This is a genomic window from Alicyclobacillus acidocaldarius subsp. acidocaldarius DSM 446, from assembly GCF_000024285.1.
Taxonomy (GTDB): domain Bacteria; phylum Bacillota; class Bacilli; order Alicyclobacillales; family Alicyclobacillaceae; genus Alicyclobacillus; species Alicyclobacillus acidocaldarius.
Genome location: NC_013205.1, coordinates 603018 through 618092 on the forward strand (window position 1 = coordinate 603018; position 15075 = coordinate 618092).

Genomic DNA, 15075 nt, shown 5'->3' on the forward strand with positions numbered 1-15075 from the left:
CTCAGTCATGTGGTGAGGTAATAGGTGTGGCCACGTTGAAACCGGAACTCCAAGCTCAGTTAGACAAACTCTTGAGATTGCGCAACGGTTGGCTGGACGGCGACGGACGTGCGCCGAATAAGCAGCGGCTAAAGCGGCTGTTTCAGGTGCTGGACACGATGTATTTAACGGTTCCTCCACTTCCATACGTGTATCCGACCCCAGACGGCAATGTCCAGCTTGAATGGACCATCGGCAGGTCAGAGTGGTCGATGGAAGTCGATCTCAACACGTATCGAGGCAAGTTGTACGGGGTGTGGTTGGATTCTGGAAAAGAGGTGGATGGAGGTGAATACAATTTGGCACTCCACTTTGATCGCGAAAGGTTATGGTCGTTCCTGGTGCGTGTCAATCGCGCGGCGCAGTTGAGCGCGTCTATGGATGTGATACAATAAGGATGGCAGAGCCAATCGGCGGACTGAGTATTCAGCAGCGGCCTGACAAGATTGGCTGGATTTCAGACCCCGCTACGTATCGTGCGAGGTCAATCTCCTGCAGGGGACAGTTTGTTTTGGCCCGGTGTTTCGCGGGCGCCGGGCCTTTGTCATGCCCGCGTAGCTCAACAGGCAGAGCAGCCGCCTTGTAAGCGGCCTGTTGCAGGTTCGAGTCCTGTCGCGGGCTTAGGTCTATGGACGCATATTGCCCCATGTGGTAAGATAATCATGAACATAGCAGGAGGGTTAACCCCTCCTGCGTCGGGATTGTGGCTTCCCCGCCTCACGGTTGGCGCCAGGGCGGGGATTGCCGTTTAAGGCCCGCAGGATGTCTGCAAGCGCATGCCCGATTCTGGCAAGGCTCCAGCCCACCGCTACGAGCACCACAGCAATGTGTTGCCACATCCCTCTCACCCCCTTCCTACGAAGGGGGTGCCCAAGAGAGGTTTCCCTCCCAAGACAAGCCTATCACGATGATCCCAGATTTTCAATAGAATTTGGATTGGGTGTTTTATTGACCCATATACAGGTTGATATTAGAATTGAAGCTAGAATTGCGTTAGGGAGGGGGCTTGTGCATGACCGTGCATACCGTGTTTGTGTACGGCACATTGCGAAAGAACCAGCCCAATCGGGCAGTCATGGAACCGCATCTGGTAGCTGATTTGGGCGAAGGCCAGATCCGCGGCGCGATGTACGACCTCGGGCCGTTTCCGGCGGTGACGTTGGAAGAGGACGGCGTGGTCACGGGCGAGTGGGTCAGAGTGACAGACAAGGGACTTGCACGGCTTGATCGACTGGAGGGCTATCCAAGCTTTTACGATCGGGCGATCGTTTCAGACACCACAAACGGGCTGCGTGGGTGGGTGTACTGCATGGCGAGGCGCAAAGTGGATGGGTACGAACGAGTGGAGAGCGGGGACTGGGTAAAGCGTTTGGAGCAAAAAACGGCGTTAAGCCGATAAAATGGATTCAGCGAGAGGTTCTTTGCTGCACATAGACGCGTGTTCTTTGGTACGATGAGCATGAATCACGCGACTCCGGACTTCAAAAGATCCCTGTCCTTACGTGTGGCAGTTGAGACAGACTTCGCCTTGAATGAGGGACGAGGCAGATGGAAAAGATTACTCCAACCAGAGAGGTTGGTGAGCACATGAAAGCCAAAATCATGAGCAAAGAGAACCGTCAACGTCTCATTCGTGAAATCGCGAATCGAGTGTTTTCTCGGAACGACGATGCCATGAGGAGATTGTCCAAAAGTTGACGGTTGTCTATCTTGAATCAGATGACATTCGACTCATACATGAGATAGCGATCAGCCGATATGGTGGAGTGCCTGGAGAACGAGAGCCAGAGCTCGTGGAATATTTGGCGGAAAAACCGTCTTCAGTTGTGTTTGGTCGAGAACTTTTTCCTGGGCTGTTCATGAAAGCAGCGGTCTACTTAGTGTCGATTGCGCAGATTCACTGTTTTATCGATGGGAATAAGCGAACAGCGTGGGGCTGCGCAAGCACCTTTTTGGAGCTGAATGGATACGAGCTGTGGGCTGATGACGATGAGGTCTATCAGTTATGTTTGGATATCGCGAACAAACGGCTCGATACAGAGCAAGTGGCAGCTTGGATAGAATCACATGCACGTCCGTCGCGGTCAAAAGCAAAACCATGGTTTTTGTCTTACAACCCCCCTCTAAGTAGAAAAGGGGGTTTTTCTTTATGTGCGAATCCGACATCACCATGCAGGAACTCATCGAGGAGTATCGACTTAACCGGCGCCTACTCTTGGCGCGCTTGCGGGAAATGGATCGTTCGGCGCGTGAGCGGCAGCAAACGCTCCAACGCATCCGGTCGATGTCCTGGCCGAAGTGGCTCCGGCTCGATCTGGAGCAATACGCGGACACGAAGGATCGGCAGTACTTGGAGGTTTTCGTCTACCAGGCAGAAGCGGTGTGGGAAAGCCTGACGCCCAAGCAGCAGATGGCGGTGCAGGAAATTCGTCGGGTCATTCAAGAGCTGCGCGAGGAGGAGATGGATCGCTCGTATCTGCGCAGCATGGCTCGGGACATGTTGTTCACGTTAGCGCAGATGAGCCGATACGGCGCGGTCCAAGAGCGGTTGTTGTGGGAACGGGAGGAGTTGTCGCGTCATCGGGTGACGCGCGCGGCGGCGGTGCAGGAGGCGCTGGAGCGCTTGGCGGCGCAGGAGTCCTTCGAGGACGAGTTGCTCGCGTTGCTCTCGGGCGAAGCGGAGGAGCGACCCAGAGTGCGCGTATCGTTTCATCAGTTGTCGCCGCAGCAGTGCGAGGCGCTGAAGCTGGCGTTGCAGGGGTTTAGCCGGAAGGAGATCGCGGAGATGCTGCATGTGCGCAAAGGCACGGCGGACGTGCATGTGCGGCGCGGGCGGAAGAAGTTCAAAAACGGAGTGCAGTTGGCGCTGGATTTGGGGGATGATGAGCCATGATTTCACAGCACCTTACGAGATTAAATAATTTCTATCATTGGGCCTTTGCTACAAACAATCATATTATCCTCCTGCTATGTATTGGAGCTATCATTGGCGGAACGGTAGGTGGTGTCGGATACCTCATTTACGAACGCCACGAGCCGTGGTTCGACGGGAAATACGATGTTGGCGAGATTGTATTGTTCGTCGTGGCTGGAATGGCGATTGGATCCATTGGGGTATTTTTCGTCCCTGTTCTTGTCCCTATCGTGATGCTTTTTATGGTTCCGATGGGCATTACGTTGGGGGTCGCGGTGATATTAGACAGTGCTTTGAAAAGGCCGCACCGTGAACGGCATTCCGAAGAGAGCCCTCGATGACGATACGGAGGAGTGAGCAATGCCCTTCACGATTACAGTCTTGGTAGCGATTGCGCTCGCCGTGTTATCCCACGAACTCGGCCACGCCTGCGCCGCCTGGCTGGTCGGCGCGCGCGTGTGTCGATTCCGTTATGGGTGGGGGCCGATTCTCGTGCGTTTGGGTGTGTTGGAATGGCGACTGCTGCCGATCGCCGGCGCGGTGGAGACGGAACGTGTCGACGGCTGGCGTGAGTTTGTGATTGCGCTCGGCGGGGTGTTCGGGCAGTGGATTGCGTGGCCGTTGGTCGAGATCCTGTCACCGATGGTAGGGGTGTGGGTTTGGATTTTGTGCGTCCTTGGGACGGTGCGACTGGTCGCGTTGCTGATTATGGCGGGGAAGGAGAAAACGCCGTGACAGATCCGTTGATTATTTCGGCGTTGAAGTTGGCGCGCAAAGCGCGCATCGACGGCAATCGGGCAGAAGTGCCCGTGGAAGAGATGCTGCAATTGCGTCAGCTAGTGATAAACGAAATCATCCGTCTGCTGGTTGCGTTCGGGTGGAGCGAGACAATGCACGAGAAAAATCGAGTGGCTGTCTACACCAAAGGCAAGCGCGATGTGTGGGTGCCGCTTGATCCAACATTTGCAGACTGGGGACTGCGAGTTACCGAGGTTTTGCAGGAATTGTTCAGATAAGCGTAGAAGCGCCGCCCGATCTCTGTTCGAGAACCAGGCGGCGCTTGCTGTCAGGATGTCGTCGAAGTCGTGTTCGTATTTTGAAAGACAAATCAGTCCGCTGTCCTGCTTGGGACAGCGGACTTCATGTTCAGCGGAGCTTTTCAACAAGTTTGTTTTCGATGGTATCTGGAACTGGCTCGAAGACCATCTTCTCTTTGATGCGACCATCCTCGAAGACGAAGTTGACACAAACCTTCTGCTTGCCGTTGTCGTCGCGACGGATGATTGAGCCAAACTTCTTCGGCTTGGCCTCTTCGCCTTCCGGGAAGGACACAAAATACGGGCCGTCGATCTGCGTCAGATAAAAGTAGATGTATTGGACATCCATCTCATCCCCTCCTCATCTATGAGGGAGGGGGCGACGGACGTTATTTTTGTCGTTGGCTTTAGCTACAGCATACGTGCGGGGCCGACAGACAAGATGTCCGTCGCCCCCCGCAAGGGTAAGAGAACCTTGGCGGGAGGCGATGATGTGTTGTACTTCGCAGGCTGGCTGGGTGTGATCTCTTCGTGTTTCTATGTTTTCTCTTTCATTAAGCTATTTAATCTGTATCGATATCATCTTGACGATGAGCAACAAAAGAAAGTGAGCGATTGGTTATTTAATGATAAAGAGGGGTAATTGATCGTGAATGGATATAATGTCATACTGACAGCAGCGATTCTGAATTTAGTTGCTTCGCTGTTGACATTCAAATTGGTCAATCGACTAGAACTGCGACTAAAACGGAAGAACGATGCTGACAAGAAAGTTGAATTTTCCCCATCATCTGAAGGTGGAATGAAGGAATGAGCCAAATCAAATTCGTCAAATGGGTTCGTCTTTCCTCCTGTCCGCCGCCTCCCGCAAGAGTTGAGCACTCATTGCGGGAGGCGATTTTGTTTGCGGATCCCTTACAAAGTCGGACGTTACGGCACGTGGACGCTACTGGTGTTAGCCGCGATCGGTGGACTTGGCACGTTGGCGCGCGCGGTGCATCCGCCACGACCTAAGGTTGAGTTTCCGCTGCCGAACGCCGCGGCGGCGCTGGCGGTGCAGACGGCGGTGGACGTGGTGTCGACGGGCGACGCGGCGAATCGGACGACAACGCTGAGTAATCTTGGCCTGTCCGTGCAGGACGCGAAGCCGACAGAGAGTGTGAAAGTGACCCAGGCGACGCCGCTCGACCCCAAGGTGTTGTCGTCGCAGATGGAGATCGTGCCGGTGGCGTTGTGGGAGACGGTGTCTGGCGGAGCGAGTGAGACGGGCAACAATGGGCCACAAACGCAGGTGCAGGAAGTCGACGTGCTGGTGGTGACAGACGGCAAGTCGGTCGCGGTGGGCGGATTATGGATGGAGCCAGCGAACTTCATCACCACGTATTCGCCGTCGGGAAAGACGCCGACGCCAGACGAGCAGACGTTCATTCAGAACTTTGTGCAGGCGTGGTTCGGAGGTCAGCCGACGACCAACGATGTGGTAGCCGGCGTGAGCTTGCCGACGCTGCCGTTTACGACGTCGAGCGTGCAGCTTGAGCAGGTGCTGTTACAGGCGGGGAGCAAGACCGAACCGCAGCTCTACGTGTCGCTTCAGGCGGAGGACCCGGCGACGGGGTTGTGGGTGCCGCTTGCGATGGAGATCACACTGGAGCAGCAGGCGGGGCACTGGATGGTCAGGGGAGTTGAGACGCTTTAGACTGTCGCGCAAGTGAGAAATCGCGGTGCGCTACGGGTGCGTGCGATTTCTGTCTGGCCTGCGCGGGAGTGTACATCGAGCTCCGCAATAGGTAGAGACGGATCAGAGACGGATCCCCTTACGTGGCCAAATACAACGAACCCCTGCACCATTTGCGTCGATGCAGGGGATCAGGGGGTGGGGTCTCTTCCAGCCAAACGCTTCGCCATTGCCGTCGGCCTATCCAAGTCATACGTCAATTTGCTCCGGTTCCCGCATCCATATAGGGCGCAGCATCAAGAACCGGAACGATGAGAAAGGAGTCGTGCGGCCAGATTTGGAGCATGGCGCGTGTCGGCCTAAGCTGAGCTTAGTCCAGGCGGCGTTGTCGATCCTTGACTTGGTTTGTCGAAATCTTGCTCTTGCCGATTCGATTGAGGGGCAAAAAGCCTCAGACTATCCAGTGCTGGAGTAATGAGGAGGATGTTGAGCGGATGAATGAAACGAGCTCTTTAACTTCGCATAGGCGGCAGATGATCTTCGTGATCTACTTTTTTCTGCTCATGATAGAAATCTTCGTGTACCCAGGGGTAACGTTCTATATCCAGGGTGCCATCAGCATGCATGTGGAAAACTCATGGGTATGTGATCAATTCGTTTCACCTGGACAAAACACAAGTTGTCTTCCACCGTCCGTCCTTCCTTCTCAAGTTCCCTTCTTGTTTCGCTGGAGCACCTTTCTCAGCATCGAAGCTGGATTGGTACTGATCACCGCCTGCCTCCACAGAAGGATGGTTAGTAAGAAGCGGGAATGGATTGAGGGAAATAGCAAATAAAAGACGTCCAGCGCCACTCGGTGCGGGGAGATGCGTTGTTTATTCGGGCGGACTCGCCCTACAAAGACTAAGGCGATGTGGCCGATGCCCTGCAACGTTTACGAAGGGATCTCGACCTTGTGCTATTGCGACGGCTCATGTTCGGAGCCGGAGTACATTCGCAACGCGATCCGTCGAAATGGACCGCCGAGGTGGGACACGGGCGGGCGAAGGCGTCGCCTATGCCCCTTTTGCAAAGAACGTGAGGCTACGCTTCTCTGCGATTTTGTTGTGGACTACGCGGCCGATGGCCGGAGGTATGTTACGTGCGACAACGAGATCTGCGAAACATGCGCGGTGCGCGTCGCGGGTGCGTTCGATTTTTGTCCGGTCTACGCGAAGCTGTATGCCGAACTCCGCAGCGGGTGGAAGAGAGTATTCTAACGTGTCCAAACACGACGATACCCCTGCATCATCCGCTAAAGGTGCAGGGGGTCAGGGGGAATTCGGGGGCTCTTCCAGCCGACCGCTTCATCATCGCCGTCAGCCTACTTAAATCATACATCGTCTGCTTAGGAGATGCCAACCCTTTCACCCAACTTCGCCCCGGTTCCCGCATCCATGTGGGGCGCAGTCTCAGGAACCGGGGCTTTCCGAAATCTGCACTTGGAGCATGGCGCGTGTCGGCCTGAATAGAGCTTAGACCAATGCGCAAAGTCAATCCTTGTCTTTTTGTTCCAAATCTTGTCCTTGTTGATTCAGTTGGGGATAAAAAGCCCGCACCCAGGGGTGCGGGGTGGGATTGAAGAGTTCAGGGTGAGTCGAATGACAACGGATTGCTCTCAGTATAACCCATTGATGCTGACGAGTATACGAGATTCGTGATGTGTTGTGTGATGATGTGGCGGTATAACTGACGGAATTTATATCGCGATCACAAAAAGTCCCGCACCATCGGTGCGGGCCATGGTCAGGAGACGGTTCTGCAAATGGCAAGCTGAGTGCGCTCAGGTTCAGTATGGGTCGTCGAGCGAGTCCGTAAACGTGGTGATGGGAGCGAAGGTGGTGTCTGACGGTACACTCATTATTGACGAAACACTCCGCAATGCGTGATCTTTGTCACAGGGAAAAGGCACGGTAGAAGTGGGTTGAATCGCAATCGTGGATGACAAACTCTTGATTTTTATTCCAATCCATGTTATTCTAATTTCAACCAAGGAACTAAGAACCAATTATCACGAATTGAGGGAACTTCGCGTAGAATCCTGACAAAAGGAGGTTAAGCAGGATGAAGATGAAGAAGTGGACGAAGGCGACGCTCGGCGCGCTGGCCGCGCTCGCGGTGAGCGCCGCGCCGCTCAGCACGTATGCGGACAGCGGCGGGGCGGTGCAGGTGACGTTTGAGGGGCCGATGAAGAATATTGCGAGCATAGACATTGTCGCAGGTGACGAACTGGCGACGCTCGTGCCTGCGCAGATTACGTTGAATGGCAAGGTCTTGGCGAACACGTATGCGGTGACCAACGTGCAGGTTTCGGGGACTGAGGCTGCAGACAACTACGAAGTCGTGGGCTACACGCCTGGCGAGGTTATGATCCCGTTGAACGCGGTGTCAGCGGCTCTCAATGGGCAGGCAGGCATTCAGAGCTACGCGGTCCATGAAAACGATCTTGTCGGCTTTGGGGTCGGGCCTAATACGACGTGGACGTTTAACACGTTACTGTATCGTCAGCCGCTCCCCATGTATGAAGGTGGTGGATACGCCACTACAGCAGGGAAGAGTGCGACGTTTGGAGCGAGCATCGCGGTCAATCTCAATCTGCTCGATGAGGTGACGATGTTCCCGATCCGAGATCCGAGTACGGGCCAGACGGATCAGTTCGTGAACGTCGATCACCTGTTGACGCTCTTCAAGGCGATGGGATTCGGCGCGACGTATGACACGACGACGAACACGCTGGCGCTGACCGGCCCTACGCCGCGCCCCACGTACACGAAGGTGACGCCGCAGCTCTACAAGGAGGCGGTGGCGCAGGCGCAGGAGGCCCAGGCGCATCACACCACGGGCATGTTCGGGATGCTCGCGAACAACGCGCAGTGGTATCCCGATCCGAAGAACGTGTTCTTCAACCGACACTTCGACGTGCAGCATCTCAAGCCTGGCCAGGTGTTGCAGAAGTGGCCGTGGGTGGTATTTTTGAAGGGGACGGGTATGGGCGGAAGTGATGTTGTCGCGGAACTCGTAGCAAGGGGAAACAACGGCACGGGATTCTATGGCTTTTACATGATTTACGAGCTTGTCGATCACAATTCCGGAAATGTAGAGTGGATTGCTCCCAACTATTGGCTTGCCGGAAATTCCGACATGCAAGGTGCCAAACCGCCTCTTTCGCGAGTTCCGAACATCGGAACTGCACCAATCTATGACAGGGCCGGTGCGTGGGCATATGGCTACGGCCTCGACGTCGTGCCGAATCTCAGTTGGCACACGGGCACCAATCCGGTGAATCCGTGACCGAGCGCGACGAGGCAACGCGCTCGTCGCGCTCGGTCTTTTTTGTCTGCTCACCCCCACTACGTGTGGAGGTGATTTTTTTATGCGCAAGGTTCGTATGCGCATGAATACGACGGCGCGAAAGGCGCTGGCGATTGCGGTGGTGTTGACGACGGCGGGTGCGTTTGTGTCGTGGCCAAGCCCCAAGGCGGGAGCCATGCAAGTGGCGGCGCCTGGTGCCGGGCAAGCGCTCGCGATCGCCACTGTCAATGCCGCGGCGCAGTTTGGTGACAGCGTGTGGCGCACACACGAGAACGGCATCCACGAGTCGTACTTCTGGGGTCTGACAGCCTTTTGGCCCACGGTGACGGACAAAAAGAGTGGCATGGTTTTTCATTTAGGGTACGGGAATTCGACCCCAGTTGAGTACAATGACACGTTGTACATGGCGGTTCCCGCGAATAACGAAGGAGCGTCGGACGATCCCAGTGCGCCTGGATATCTGTTATCAATCAGCTTGAATCCTTCAACCTTCGGGCAAGTGAATTGGTACCGTCCCGTCACCGGCGTCTCGAACAGCGCGCCGGTGATCGACAAGGCGACTGGGAATGTGTACCTGGCATCAGGTTACAATCTTTACGGATTCCAGCCAGATGGAACGCCACTGTCAGCAGGTAGTGGTGGTGTTTCGAATCCGTCTGGCTCATCCGGCTCCTCCACTGATCAACACAATATGTATGTCAGCGATCCCATCGACCAAAACCAGGTCGTGGGCTACCCGCTCTACGCCTCGGCGCAGAACACGGGCATGAGCGAGGACACGATCTGGGTCGGCTCGCAGAACGGCTATCTGTACGCCTTCGACGCGAGTGACCTGTCGCAACTCTACAAGATCGACATCGGCAGCCGCATCGACGGCACGCCGGTCCTGGCGTACTCGGTGAGTGGGATCCCCTACATCATCATCGGCACGGCATACTCGGCGAATAACAAGGGCGGCACCGGCACCCTGTACGTGATTGACCCGAGGACCGGCAAGATCGTGTCGAAGTTCCAGACGCCCTCCGGCGCGCCGGTGAACGGAAGCGTGATCCAAACCGCGCAGGGCTACATCGCCTGGAACGACTACGACACGGATATCTACTACGGGCAGCTCAACGACAACGGTACCATCTCGTTGTTGAAGAGCTATTGGCACGTGGGTGGCGCCGGTGCCTACTCTGCGCTGGAGGCGGGGTACGCAGGACCGTCGGGAACCTACATCCTGCCGGTGGAGAACAAAGCCGAGGCGGCTTGGGTTGACTTCAACAACGGGACCTCGGGCGACATCGGGCTGTTAGGCAATGCGGTTGGTGCACCGGAGATCTCCACGAATCACATCTACGTTCCGGACGCCACAGGTTGGGTCGACGTGTTTGACAACTCGCCGATCGGGCTTGCGGGGCAGACCAACCAGGTAGCCAACGACTTCGATCTCTTCAACGCCTTACAGCATGGCGGGCAGAAGCTTTTGAACGGCGCTGGCGCTGCAGTGTTGACAAGCGATTTCGAAGGCATAGCGTCCAATCCTTATATCGGTCAATCGGTTCCGACATTCTTCCAGCCGACAAGCGGCGGACTTGCGATCTGGCAAAACGACGGCGGCATTTACAAGACTTCTCCGGACTATACGTCTGCGGATCCGAAGGACTTTAGCCAGCCCATCACGTTGACATACGTGGGCGGGGACCTTCCGACGATCTTGACCAATGCGCCGAACAACTTTGATGACACGCTTACGGTTCAGGCGAGCGCCAACGGGGGGAAGAACTGGACGACGCTCGGCACGGTGGAGACCTTCTCGTCAGGCGTGCTGAACAAGACGATTACACTTCCGACGGACATGCTCAATAAGGCGATCGGGATCACGGGCTGGAACGCGAATGGTCCCAATACCGTAATCATCAAGATTACGGCGACTCCCGGAGACTTGTTTGGCTATGAATTTGAATCGCAGGACGAGAAGGACATTCCATCGCCGTATGGTCAGGTGACGGTGAAGTTCCCGTCGTCCGTGGCGACCGGATACGGTAGTTGGATCTGCACCAACAAACACGGATGCTGGGATTGGGAAGGCGGCGCTATCCACCTGTGGGTGCTTCAGACCATGGAGGCCAAAACCCCGCTTTGGGGCGGCAAGCTGGGCGACGCGCTGCACGGCGGAGCGTTCACAGTCTACCCGATGAACAAGCCGTCCAAGTACAACACAAGTCGGTACGTGACGGTGTGGGCGCAAATCGCTCCGAACTGGAATTACATTGGACGCGAATTTGATGCGCACCTGGAGGCGTATGTGGAGATCGTCAAGAACGTGCCGTACGCTTACACGTACATCAGCGGTTGGACGAACGCCATCACAACCTGTGTTGCCCAGAACGCAGCGGGTCAGTGCACGGCGACGCAGTCTACTCCGCCGCAGCCGATCTACAGCACGATCATCCTGCACATGAACGTGCCAACGGTCTACCACGAGGTCAGTCCCGACGTTCGTCTGTACTGGGACGGAGGCAAGACGAACGATGACACGCAGCATCTGAGGTTTGCGTGGAACATTCCGGTTCCGGATCAAGGCGGGCCTTGGGTGCCCTGTGATCAGGCTTATGCGGGGCGCTGGCGCATGAATCCGTACAGCCTCACCGAGTGGACGACCGGATATATTGACGGAAACACATGGCAGCAGTCTCCGGTGTGCCATGCCGACGATCCGCTGGAATCGGACTGGCCCAAAGGGAAGTATCCGCTCGGAGTGCCGTATCCGGGTGCGCAGATGCAGTGGGCGCCATACGATGACATGCACAACAACGGCTATCAGTACGAACCGATCGCAGGCACGGAGTACGCCGCATGGCCGCCCAACTGGCGTGTCGGAGCCGATGAGTACATGCCGATGATCATCGTTCGAGCCATTGGCGACTGGGGCGACTGGACGGATCCCGAGATCACGGTCTGGACGCCGACGGTGACGAACGGGTGGAACGAGTACTACCCGGTGCCCCTGCCGAGCAAGACGACGGTGACGCCGAACAACAGCAAGTGAGACGAGTGGCCGCCCTGCCGGAGTGGTGGGGCGGCAATGCTTAGAGAAGATCTGAGGTCAACGTTAAACCCTTCTTCTTAAAACCACATATGCTTTACTCAGCATAAGGTAAAGCGTATTATGGAGGTAAGAGAAACAGTGGAGGAGACACCCATGACGGCATTCAGCACGTTGTCTCGCAAGGGGCAAACGGTGATTCCCGCCGAGATACGACGCTTGTTGGGCGCAGAGCCGGGTGACCACATTGTGTTCGAAGTGGTGGACGGAGAAGTTCGATTGCGTGTGGCCAAACGGAAGTCATTGCGTTCTTTGCTTGGGAGTTTACCAGGCACTGGTCCGGAGGACATCAGTGTAATACGAAAGGCGGCTTATGCCTCCAAGGCTAGGGAGAAATACTTAAACGGAGACGCGAGCGCCGGTGAGTAAGTCGGTTCACCCGTCCGAGATGTGGGTTGACTCGAACGTGCTGTTGCGCCTGATAACCGGGGATCCGCCTAAGCAAGCCGAAGAAGTGGCGCAATTGGCTGAATATCTTGATCGTGGGCTCGTGTCTTTGCGCGTTCCGGCGATTGTTTTTGCTGAGTTGTGCTGGGTGCTGGAAAGCTTCTACGGGAAGCATCCAACAGAAATCGCGAAGGTGCTGGAGCAATTAACGGAAGTCAAAGGTCTTGAGATCGAGGAAAAGGAGATCGTACTCGAGGCGCTTCGCGACTTTGACGAACAACACGTGGACTATATCGACGCGTACATTGCCGCGAAAGCGCGACACAGTAAGTGTCCGACGGTTTTGACCTGGAACCAGAAACACTTTCGACGGTTACAGGTTGGCCATGTGACGCCGGGCGATGTCTTGCGCTCGGGTGAATGAACGAAGCCGCTCTGCAAACGATGCAGGGCGGTTTTTTGTCGTGCATTCCCCGTCTTATTGGGAGGGATGCACATGTCCAAATCGAAGGTGGCTGCATTGCTCGCCTCTTCGGTACTTCTCTTGACGGGGTGCTCCACTGCCACGCTGTCGGGCACGGCAAACGACACAACGTCGGCGAAGCCGAAACTCACGCCGCAAGAAATCGCGGCGTACAAGGCGGTGCTGTTGTACCCGATTCCTCGCAATCACGAAACCATCGAAGATTTTCTCCAAACATTGGGCAACGACGTGGGTGACACGGTGTACCTTCGCCCTTACACGTTCGGCGATACCGTGATTGTGCAGATCCGTTTCGACCACGACTTCGACATCGACTTCGCCTATCAGAACGGCAAGGTTGAGCCCGCGGATCAGGTGAGCCAAGCGCTGCTCCAGGGTGACGTCGGCCAGGCGTTTACCGATGCGATGAGCGCGTACGAGTCGGCGCAGCAGGCAGACAACAATAATGACGGTGGCTATCCTATCTTCTTGCCGATGTGGATCGGCGGCGGATATGGAGGTACATCTTCGTACAGCGGAGTGTATCGGTATAGCGGGTCCGGGCGCGTGTCAACCTCAAGCGACGAAAGCACGTCGAGTTCGACGGATGGCGATGGCGACGCTGGACGGTGATCGATATCTGAATCGCAAATCGTCTGCCTGTCGTCCCGATAGGGAGACCAGGTGGGCGATTTGTTTGGAGGCACACATGTGTCCTACATTCCACGCTTGGATGAGGGGGCTGGAGATATGAGCGAAATGAGTATCCATCGTCTCAAGCCGCATCCGAAAAACGTCGAATACTACGCGGATCTGGATGGGGAGAAGTACGAGGAGCTGAAGCGCAGCATCGAAGTCCACGGCATCCGGGATCCGTTGAAGATTCTTCCGGACGGCACGATCTTGGCGGGACACCAACGGTATCGGATCGCGAAGGAGCTCGGGATCGAGCAGGTGCCGGTGGCGATTTACGATGTGTCGCCGGAAGAGGCGGAATACTTGTTGATTGCTGACAACGAGGAACGGCGGGGCGAGGACAATGATCCGATGAGGAAGGCTAGAAGGGCGAAGTTTTTGGCGGAGTACTGGGGGATTCGCCGAGGTGGGGTGAGAAAGAGTGTTTCGGGAAGCGAAGGAGCAAAGGAGCAAATTGCTCCTTTGAAAACTCTCGATGACGTCGGGGCGGCCATTGGTGAGGATCGATACACGACCAAGCGGCTCATGAAGCTGAACGACTTGATTCCTGAACTCCAATCTTTGGTTTCGTCTGGCAAACTCGGCACCAGCGCCGCTGAACAGTTGGCGTACCTAAGCCCAGAGATCCAGCGTAGCTTGTACGAGGCGCTGGGAGAGGAGATCGCGAACCGCACGTTCGCGGAGACCAAGGAGTTGCGTCGGCGGCTCGAAGAGGCCGAGCGTCGCGACCAGGAAACGGCGCGTTTGCAGGCGGAACTCGCGGAGTTACGTGAGCAAGGGCGCGAAGAAGATCGCCAGAAGATTGAGCAGTTGGAACGTCGAATTCGGGATCTCCAGGCTCAGAGTTGGCGCGTGGTCACGCTGGAGCAGGAGTTATCCGCGTTGCGGGAACGCGGGCGGAAAGAGGACCGCGAGCGCATTGCCGAGTTGGAGCAGGAAATTGAACAGCTGAAGAATCGGCCCGTAGAGCGCGTCGAGGTGGTGCCCGATGCAGTGAAGCAAGAGATTGAGGCGTGGAAACGTCGTGCGGCCGAGCTCGAAAGCAAGCTAAAGTCCACGGAAGAACTCGCCAATCAGCATGCGGAACGTGTCGCGAAGCTGTTCGACGAGGTTGTGAGACTCAAAAGTGGCGGCGCGGTTGTAGAGATGCCCAAGAGACGGGACGAGGAGTTCAACGTCTCAGAATGGGCCAAGCAGTATTTCCGATTCATGGGTGACACGTCGTTCCTGTTAAAAGCGAACACCGAGCGCATGGATGCGCTTGTGGAGCATTTGTTGCAGAAGCGGAACACTGAGATCTTGCTGCTGGATCTGCAAATGCTGGAGCGCGTTGCGGCGTTTGCGGAGTACATGCACAAGCGGTTATCTGAACGGCTGCACAAGCCGCAATTGATCAAGGGGTGACATGGGAGCGTCGACTTT

Annotated in this window: 15 protein-coding genes, 1 tRNA gene and 1 pseudogene; 16 read left to right on the plus strand and 1 reads right to left on the minus strand. The window is 56.0% G+C overall.

Annotation, left to right across the window (positions count from 1 at the left end):
• The first annotated feature begins 26 nt into the window (after nt 1-26).
• The 8 genes and pseudogenes from AACI_RS02775 to AACI_RS02810 all read left to right on the plus strand — a co-directional run bounded on the left by AACI_RS02775 (nt 27) and on the right by AACI_RS02810 (nt 3969).
• Nucleotides 27-434, plus strand: coding sequence for a hypothetical protein (locus AACI_RS02775; RefSeq protein WP_041707266.1), 408 nt, complete (start codon nt 27-29; stop codon nt 432-434).
• A 153-nt stretch (nt 435-587) separates the two neighbouring features.
• Nucleotides 588-660 (plus strand) — tRNA-Thr (locus AACI_RS02780).
• Between the two features lie 391 nt (nt 661-1051).
• Nucleotides 1052-1438 (plus strand): gamma-glutamylcyclotransferase family protein, encoded by a 387-nt coding sequence (locus AACI_RS15760; protein WP_012809962.1) that lies wholly within the window; start codon nt 1052-1054, stop codon nt 1436-1438.
• 295 nt (nt 1439-1733) lie between these two features.
• Nucleotides 1734-2090, plus strand: a pseudogene (locus AACI_RS17200) (type II toxin-antitoxin system death-on-curing family toxin); the annotation flags it as partial.
• Between the two features lie 98 nt (nt 2091-2188).
• On the plus strand, nt 2189-2932 hold the full coding sequence (locus tag AACI_RS02795; RefSeq protein WP_012809963.1) for a sigma factor-like helix-turn-helix DNA-binding protein: 744 nt from the start codon (nt 2189-2191) through the stop codon (nt 2930-2932).
• Complete coding sequence (locus AACI_RS02800) at nt 2929-3294, plus strand: hypothetical protein (protein WP_012809964.1); 366 nt, start codon at nt 2929-2931, stop codon at nt 3292-3294. The genes AACI_RS02795 and AACI_RS02800 overlap by 4 nt, the downstream gene beginning before the upstream one ends.
• Before the next feature lie 19 nt (nt 3295-3313).
• Complete coding sequence (locus AACI_RS02805; RefSeq protein WP_012809965.1) at nt 3314-3688, plus strand: site-2 protease family protein; 375 nt, start codon at nt 3314-3316, stop codon at nt 3686-3688.
• Nucleotides 3685-3969 carry a hypothetical protein gene (locus tag AACI_RS02810; RefSeq protein WP_012809966.1) on the plus strand — a complete coding sequence of 95 codons (285 nt, stop codon included), beginning with the start codon at nt 3685-3687 and terminating at the stop codon, nt 3967-3969. Before AACI_RS02805 ends, AACI_RS02810 begins: the two co-directional genes overlap by 4 nt.
• 130 nt (nt 3970-4099) lie before the next feature.
• On the opposite strand, the gene AACI_RS02815 is transcribed toward AACI_RS02810, so the two are convergent.
• On the minus strand, nt 4100-4339 hold the full coding sequence (locus tag AACI_RS02815) for a hypothetical protein (RefSeq protein ID WP_012809967.1): 240 nt from the start codon (nt 4337-4339) through the stop codon (nt 4100-4102).
• A gap of 18 nt (nt 4340-4357) precedes the next feature.
• On the opposite strand from AACI_RS02815, the gene AACI_RS16740 reads away from it, so the two are divergent.
• From AACI_RS16740 to AACI_RS02860, 8 genes are all read left to right on the plus strand, one after another.
• Nucleotides 4358-4633, plus strand: coding sequence for a hypothetical protein (locus AACI_RS16740; protein ID WP_041707270.1), 276 nt, complete (start codon nt 4358-4360; stop codon nt 4631-4633).
• A gap of 261 nt (nt 4634-4894) precedes the next feature.
• Nucleotides 4895-5686 (plus strand): hypothetical protein, encoded by a 792-nt coding sequence (locus AACI_RS02825; RefSeq protein ID WP_012809969.1) that lies wholly within the window; start codon nt 4895-4897, stop codon nt 5684-5686.
• A gap of 2082 nt (nt 5687-7768) precedes the next feature.
• A complete protein-coding gene (locus AACI_RS02835; protein ID WP_012809972.1) occupies nt 7769-8995 on the plus strand; it encodes a hypothetical protein in 1227 nt (408 codons plus the stop codon).
• Between the two features lie 82 nt (nt 8996-9077).
• Entirely contained in the window at nt 9078-12050 is a 2973-nt protein-coding gene (locus AACI_RS02840) for a pyrrolo-quinoline quinone (protein WP_012809973.1), read from the plus strand.
• A gap of 153 nt (nt 12051-12203) precedes the next feature.
• Nucleotides 12204-12476, plus strand: a complete 273-nt coding sequence (locus AACI_RS02845; protein ID WP_008340689.1) for an AbrB/MazE/SpoVT family DNA-binding domain-containing protein — start codon at nt 12204-12206, stop codon at nt 12474-12476.
• A gap of 37 nt (nt 12477-12513) precedes the next feature.
• Nucleotides 12514-12918, plus strand: a complete 405-nt coding sequence (locus AACI_RS02850) for a PIN domain-containing protein (protein ID WP_245530677.1) — start codon at nt 12514-12516, stop codon at nt 12916-12918.
• A gap of 72 nt (nt 12919-12990) precedes the next feature.
• Entirely contained in the window at nt 12991-13590 is a 600-nt protein-coding gene (locus tag AACI_RS02855) for a hypothetical protein (RefSeq protein ID WP_008340687.1), read from the plus strand.
• Nucleotides 13591-13707: 117 nt separating this feature from the next.
• Entirely contained in the window at nt 13708-15057 is a 1350-nt protein-coding gene (locus AACI_RS02860) for a ParB/RepB/Spo0J family partition protein (RefSeq protein ID WP_041707278.1), read from the plus strand.
• Nucleotides 15058-15075 lie beyond the last annotated feature (18 nt).

Coding starts and splice junctions, on each gene's coding strand:
- AACI_RS15760 (WP_012809962.1), top strand. CDS start 1,052: ATGACCGTGCATACCGTGTTTGTGTACGGCACATTGCGAAAGAACCAG.
- AACI_RS02795 (WP_012809963.1), top strand. CDS start 2,189: ATGTGCGAATCCGACATCACCATGCAGGAACTCATCGAGGAGTATCGA.
- AACI_RS02800 (WP_012809964.1), top strand. CDS start 2,929: ATGATTTCACAGCACCTTACGAGATTAAATAATTTCTATCATTGGGCC.
- AACI_RS02805 (WP_012809965.1), top strand. CDS start 3,314: ATGCCCTTCACGATTACAGTCTTGGTAGCGATTGCGCTCGCCGTGTTA.
- AACI_RS02815 (WP_012809967.1), bottom strand. CDS start 4,339: ATGGATGTCCAATACATCTACTTTTATCTGACGCAGATCGACGGCCCG.
- AACI_RS16740 (WP_041707270.1), top strand. CDS start 4,358: ATGAGGGAGGGGGCGACGGACGTTATTTTTGTCGTTGGCTTTAGCTAC.
- AACI_RS02835 (WP_012809972.1), top strand. CDS start 7,769: ATGAAGATGAAGAAGTGGACGAAGGCGACGCTCGGCGCGCTGGCCGCG.
- AACI_RS02840 (WP_012809973.1), top strand. CDS start 9,078: ATGCGCAAGGTTCGTATGCGCATGAATACGACGGCGCGAAAGGCGCTG.
- AACI_RS02845 (WP_008340689.1), top strand. CDS start 12,204: ATGACGGCATTCAGCACGTTGTCTCGCAAGGGGCAAACGGTGATTCCC.
- AACI_RS02855 (WP_008340687.1), top strand. CDS start 12,991: ATGTCCAAATCGAAGGTGGCTGCATTGCTCGCCTCTTCGGTACTTCTC.
- AACI_RS02860 (WP_041707278.1), top strand. CDS start 13,708: ATGAGCGAAATGAGTATCCATCGTCTCAAGCCGCATCCGAAAAACGTC.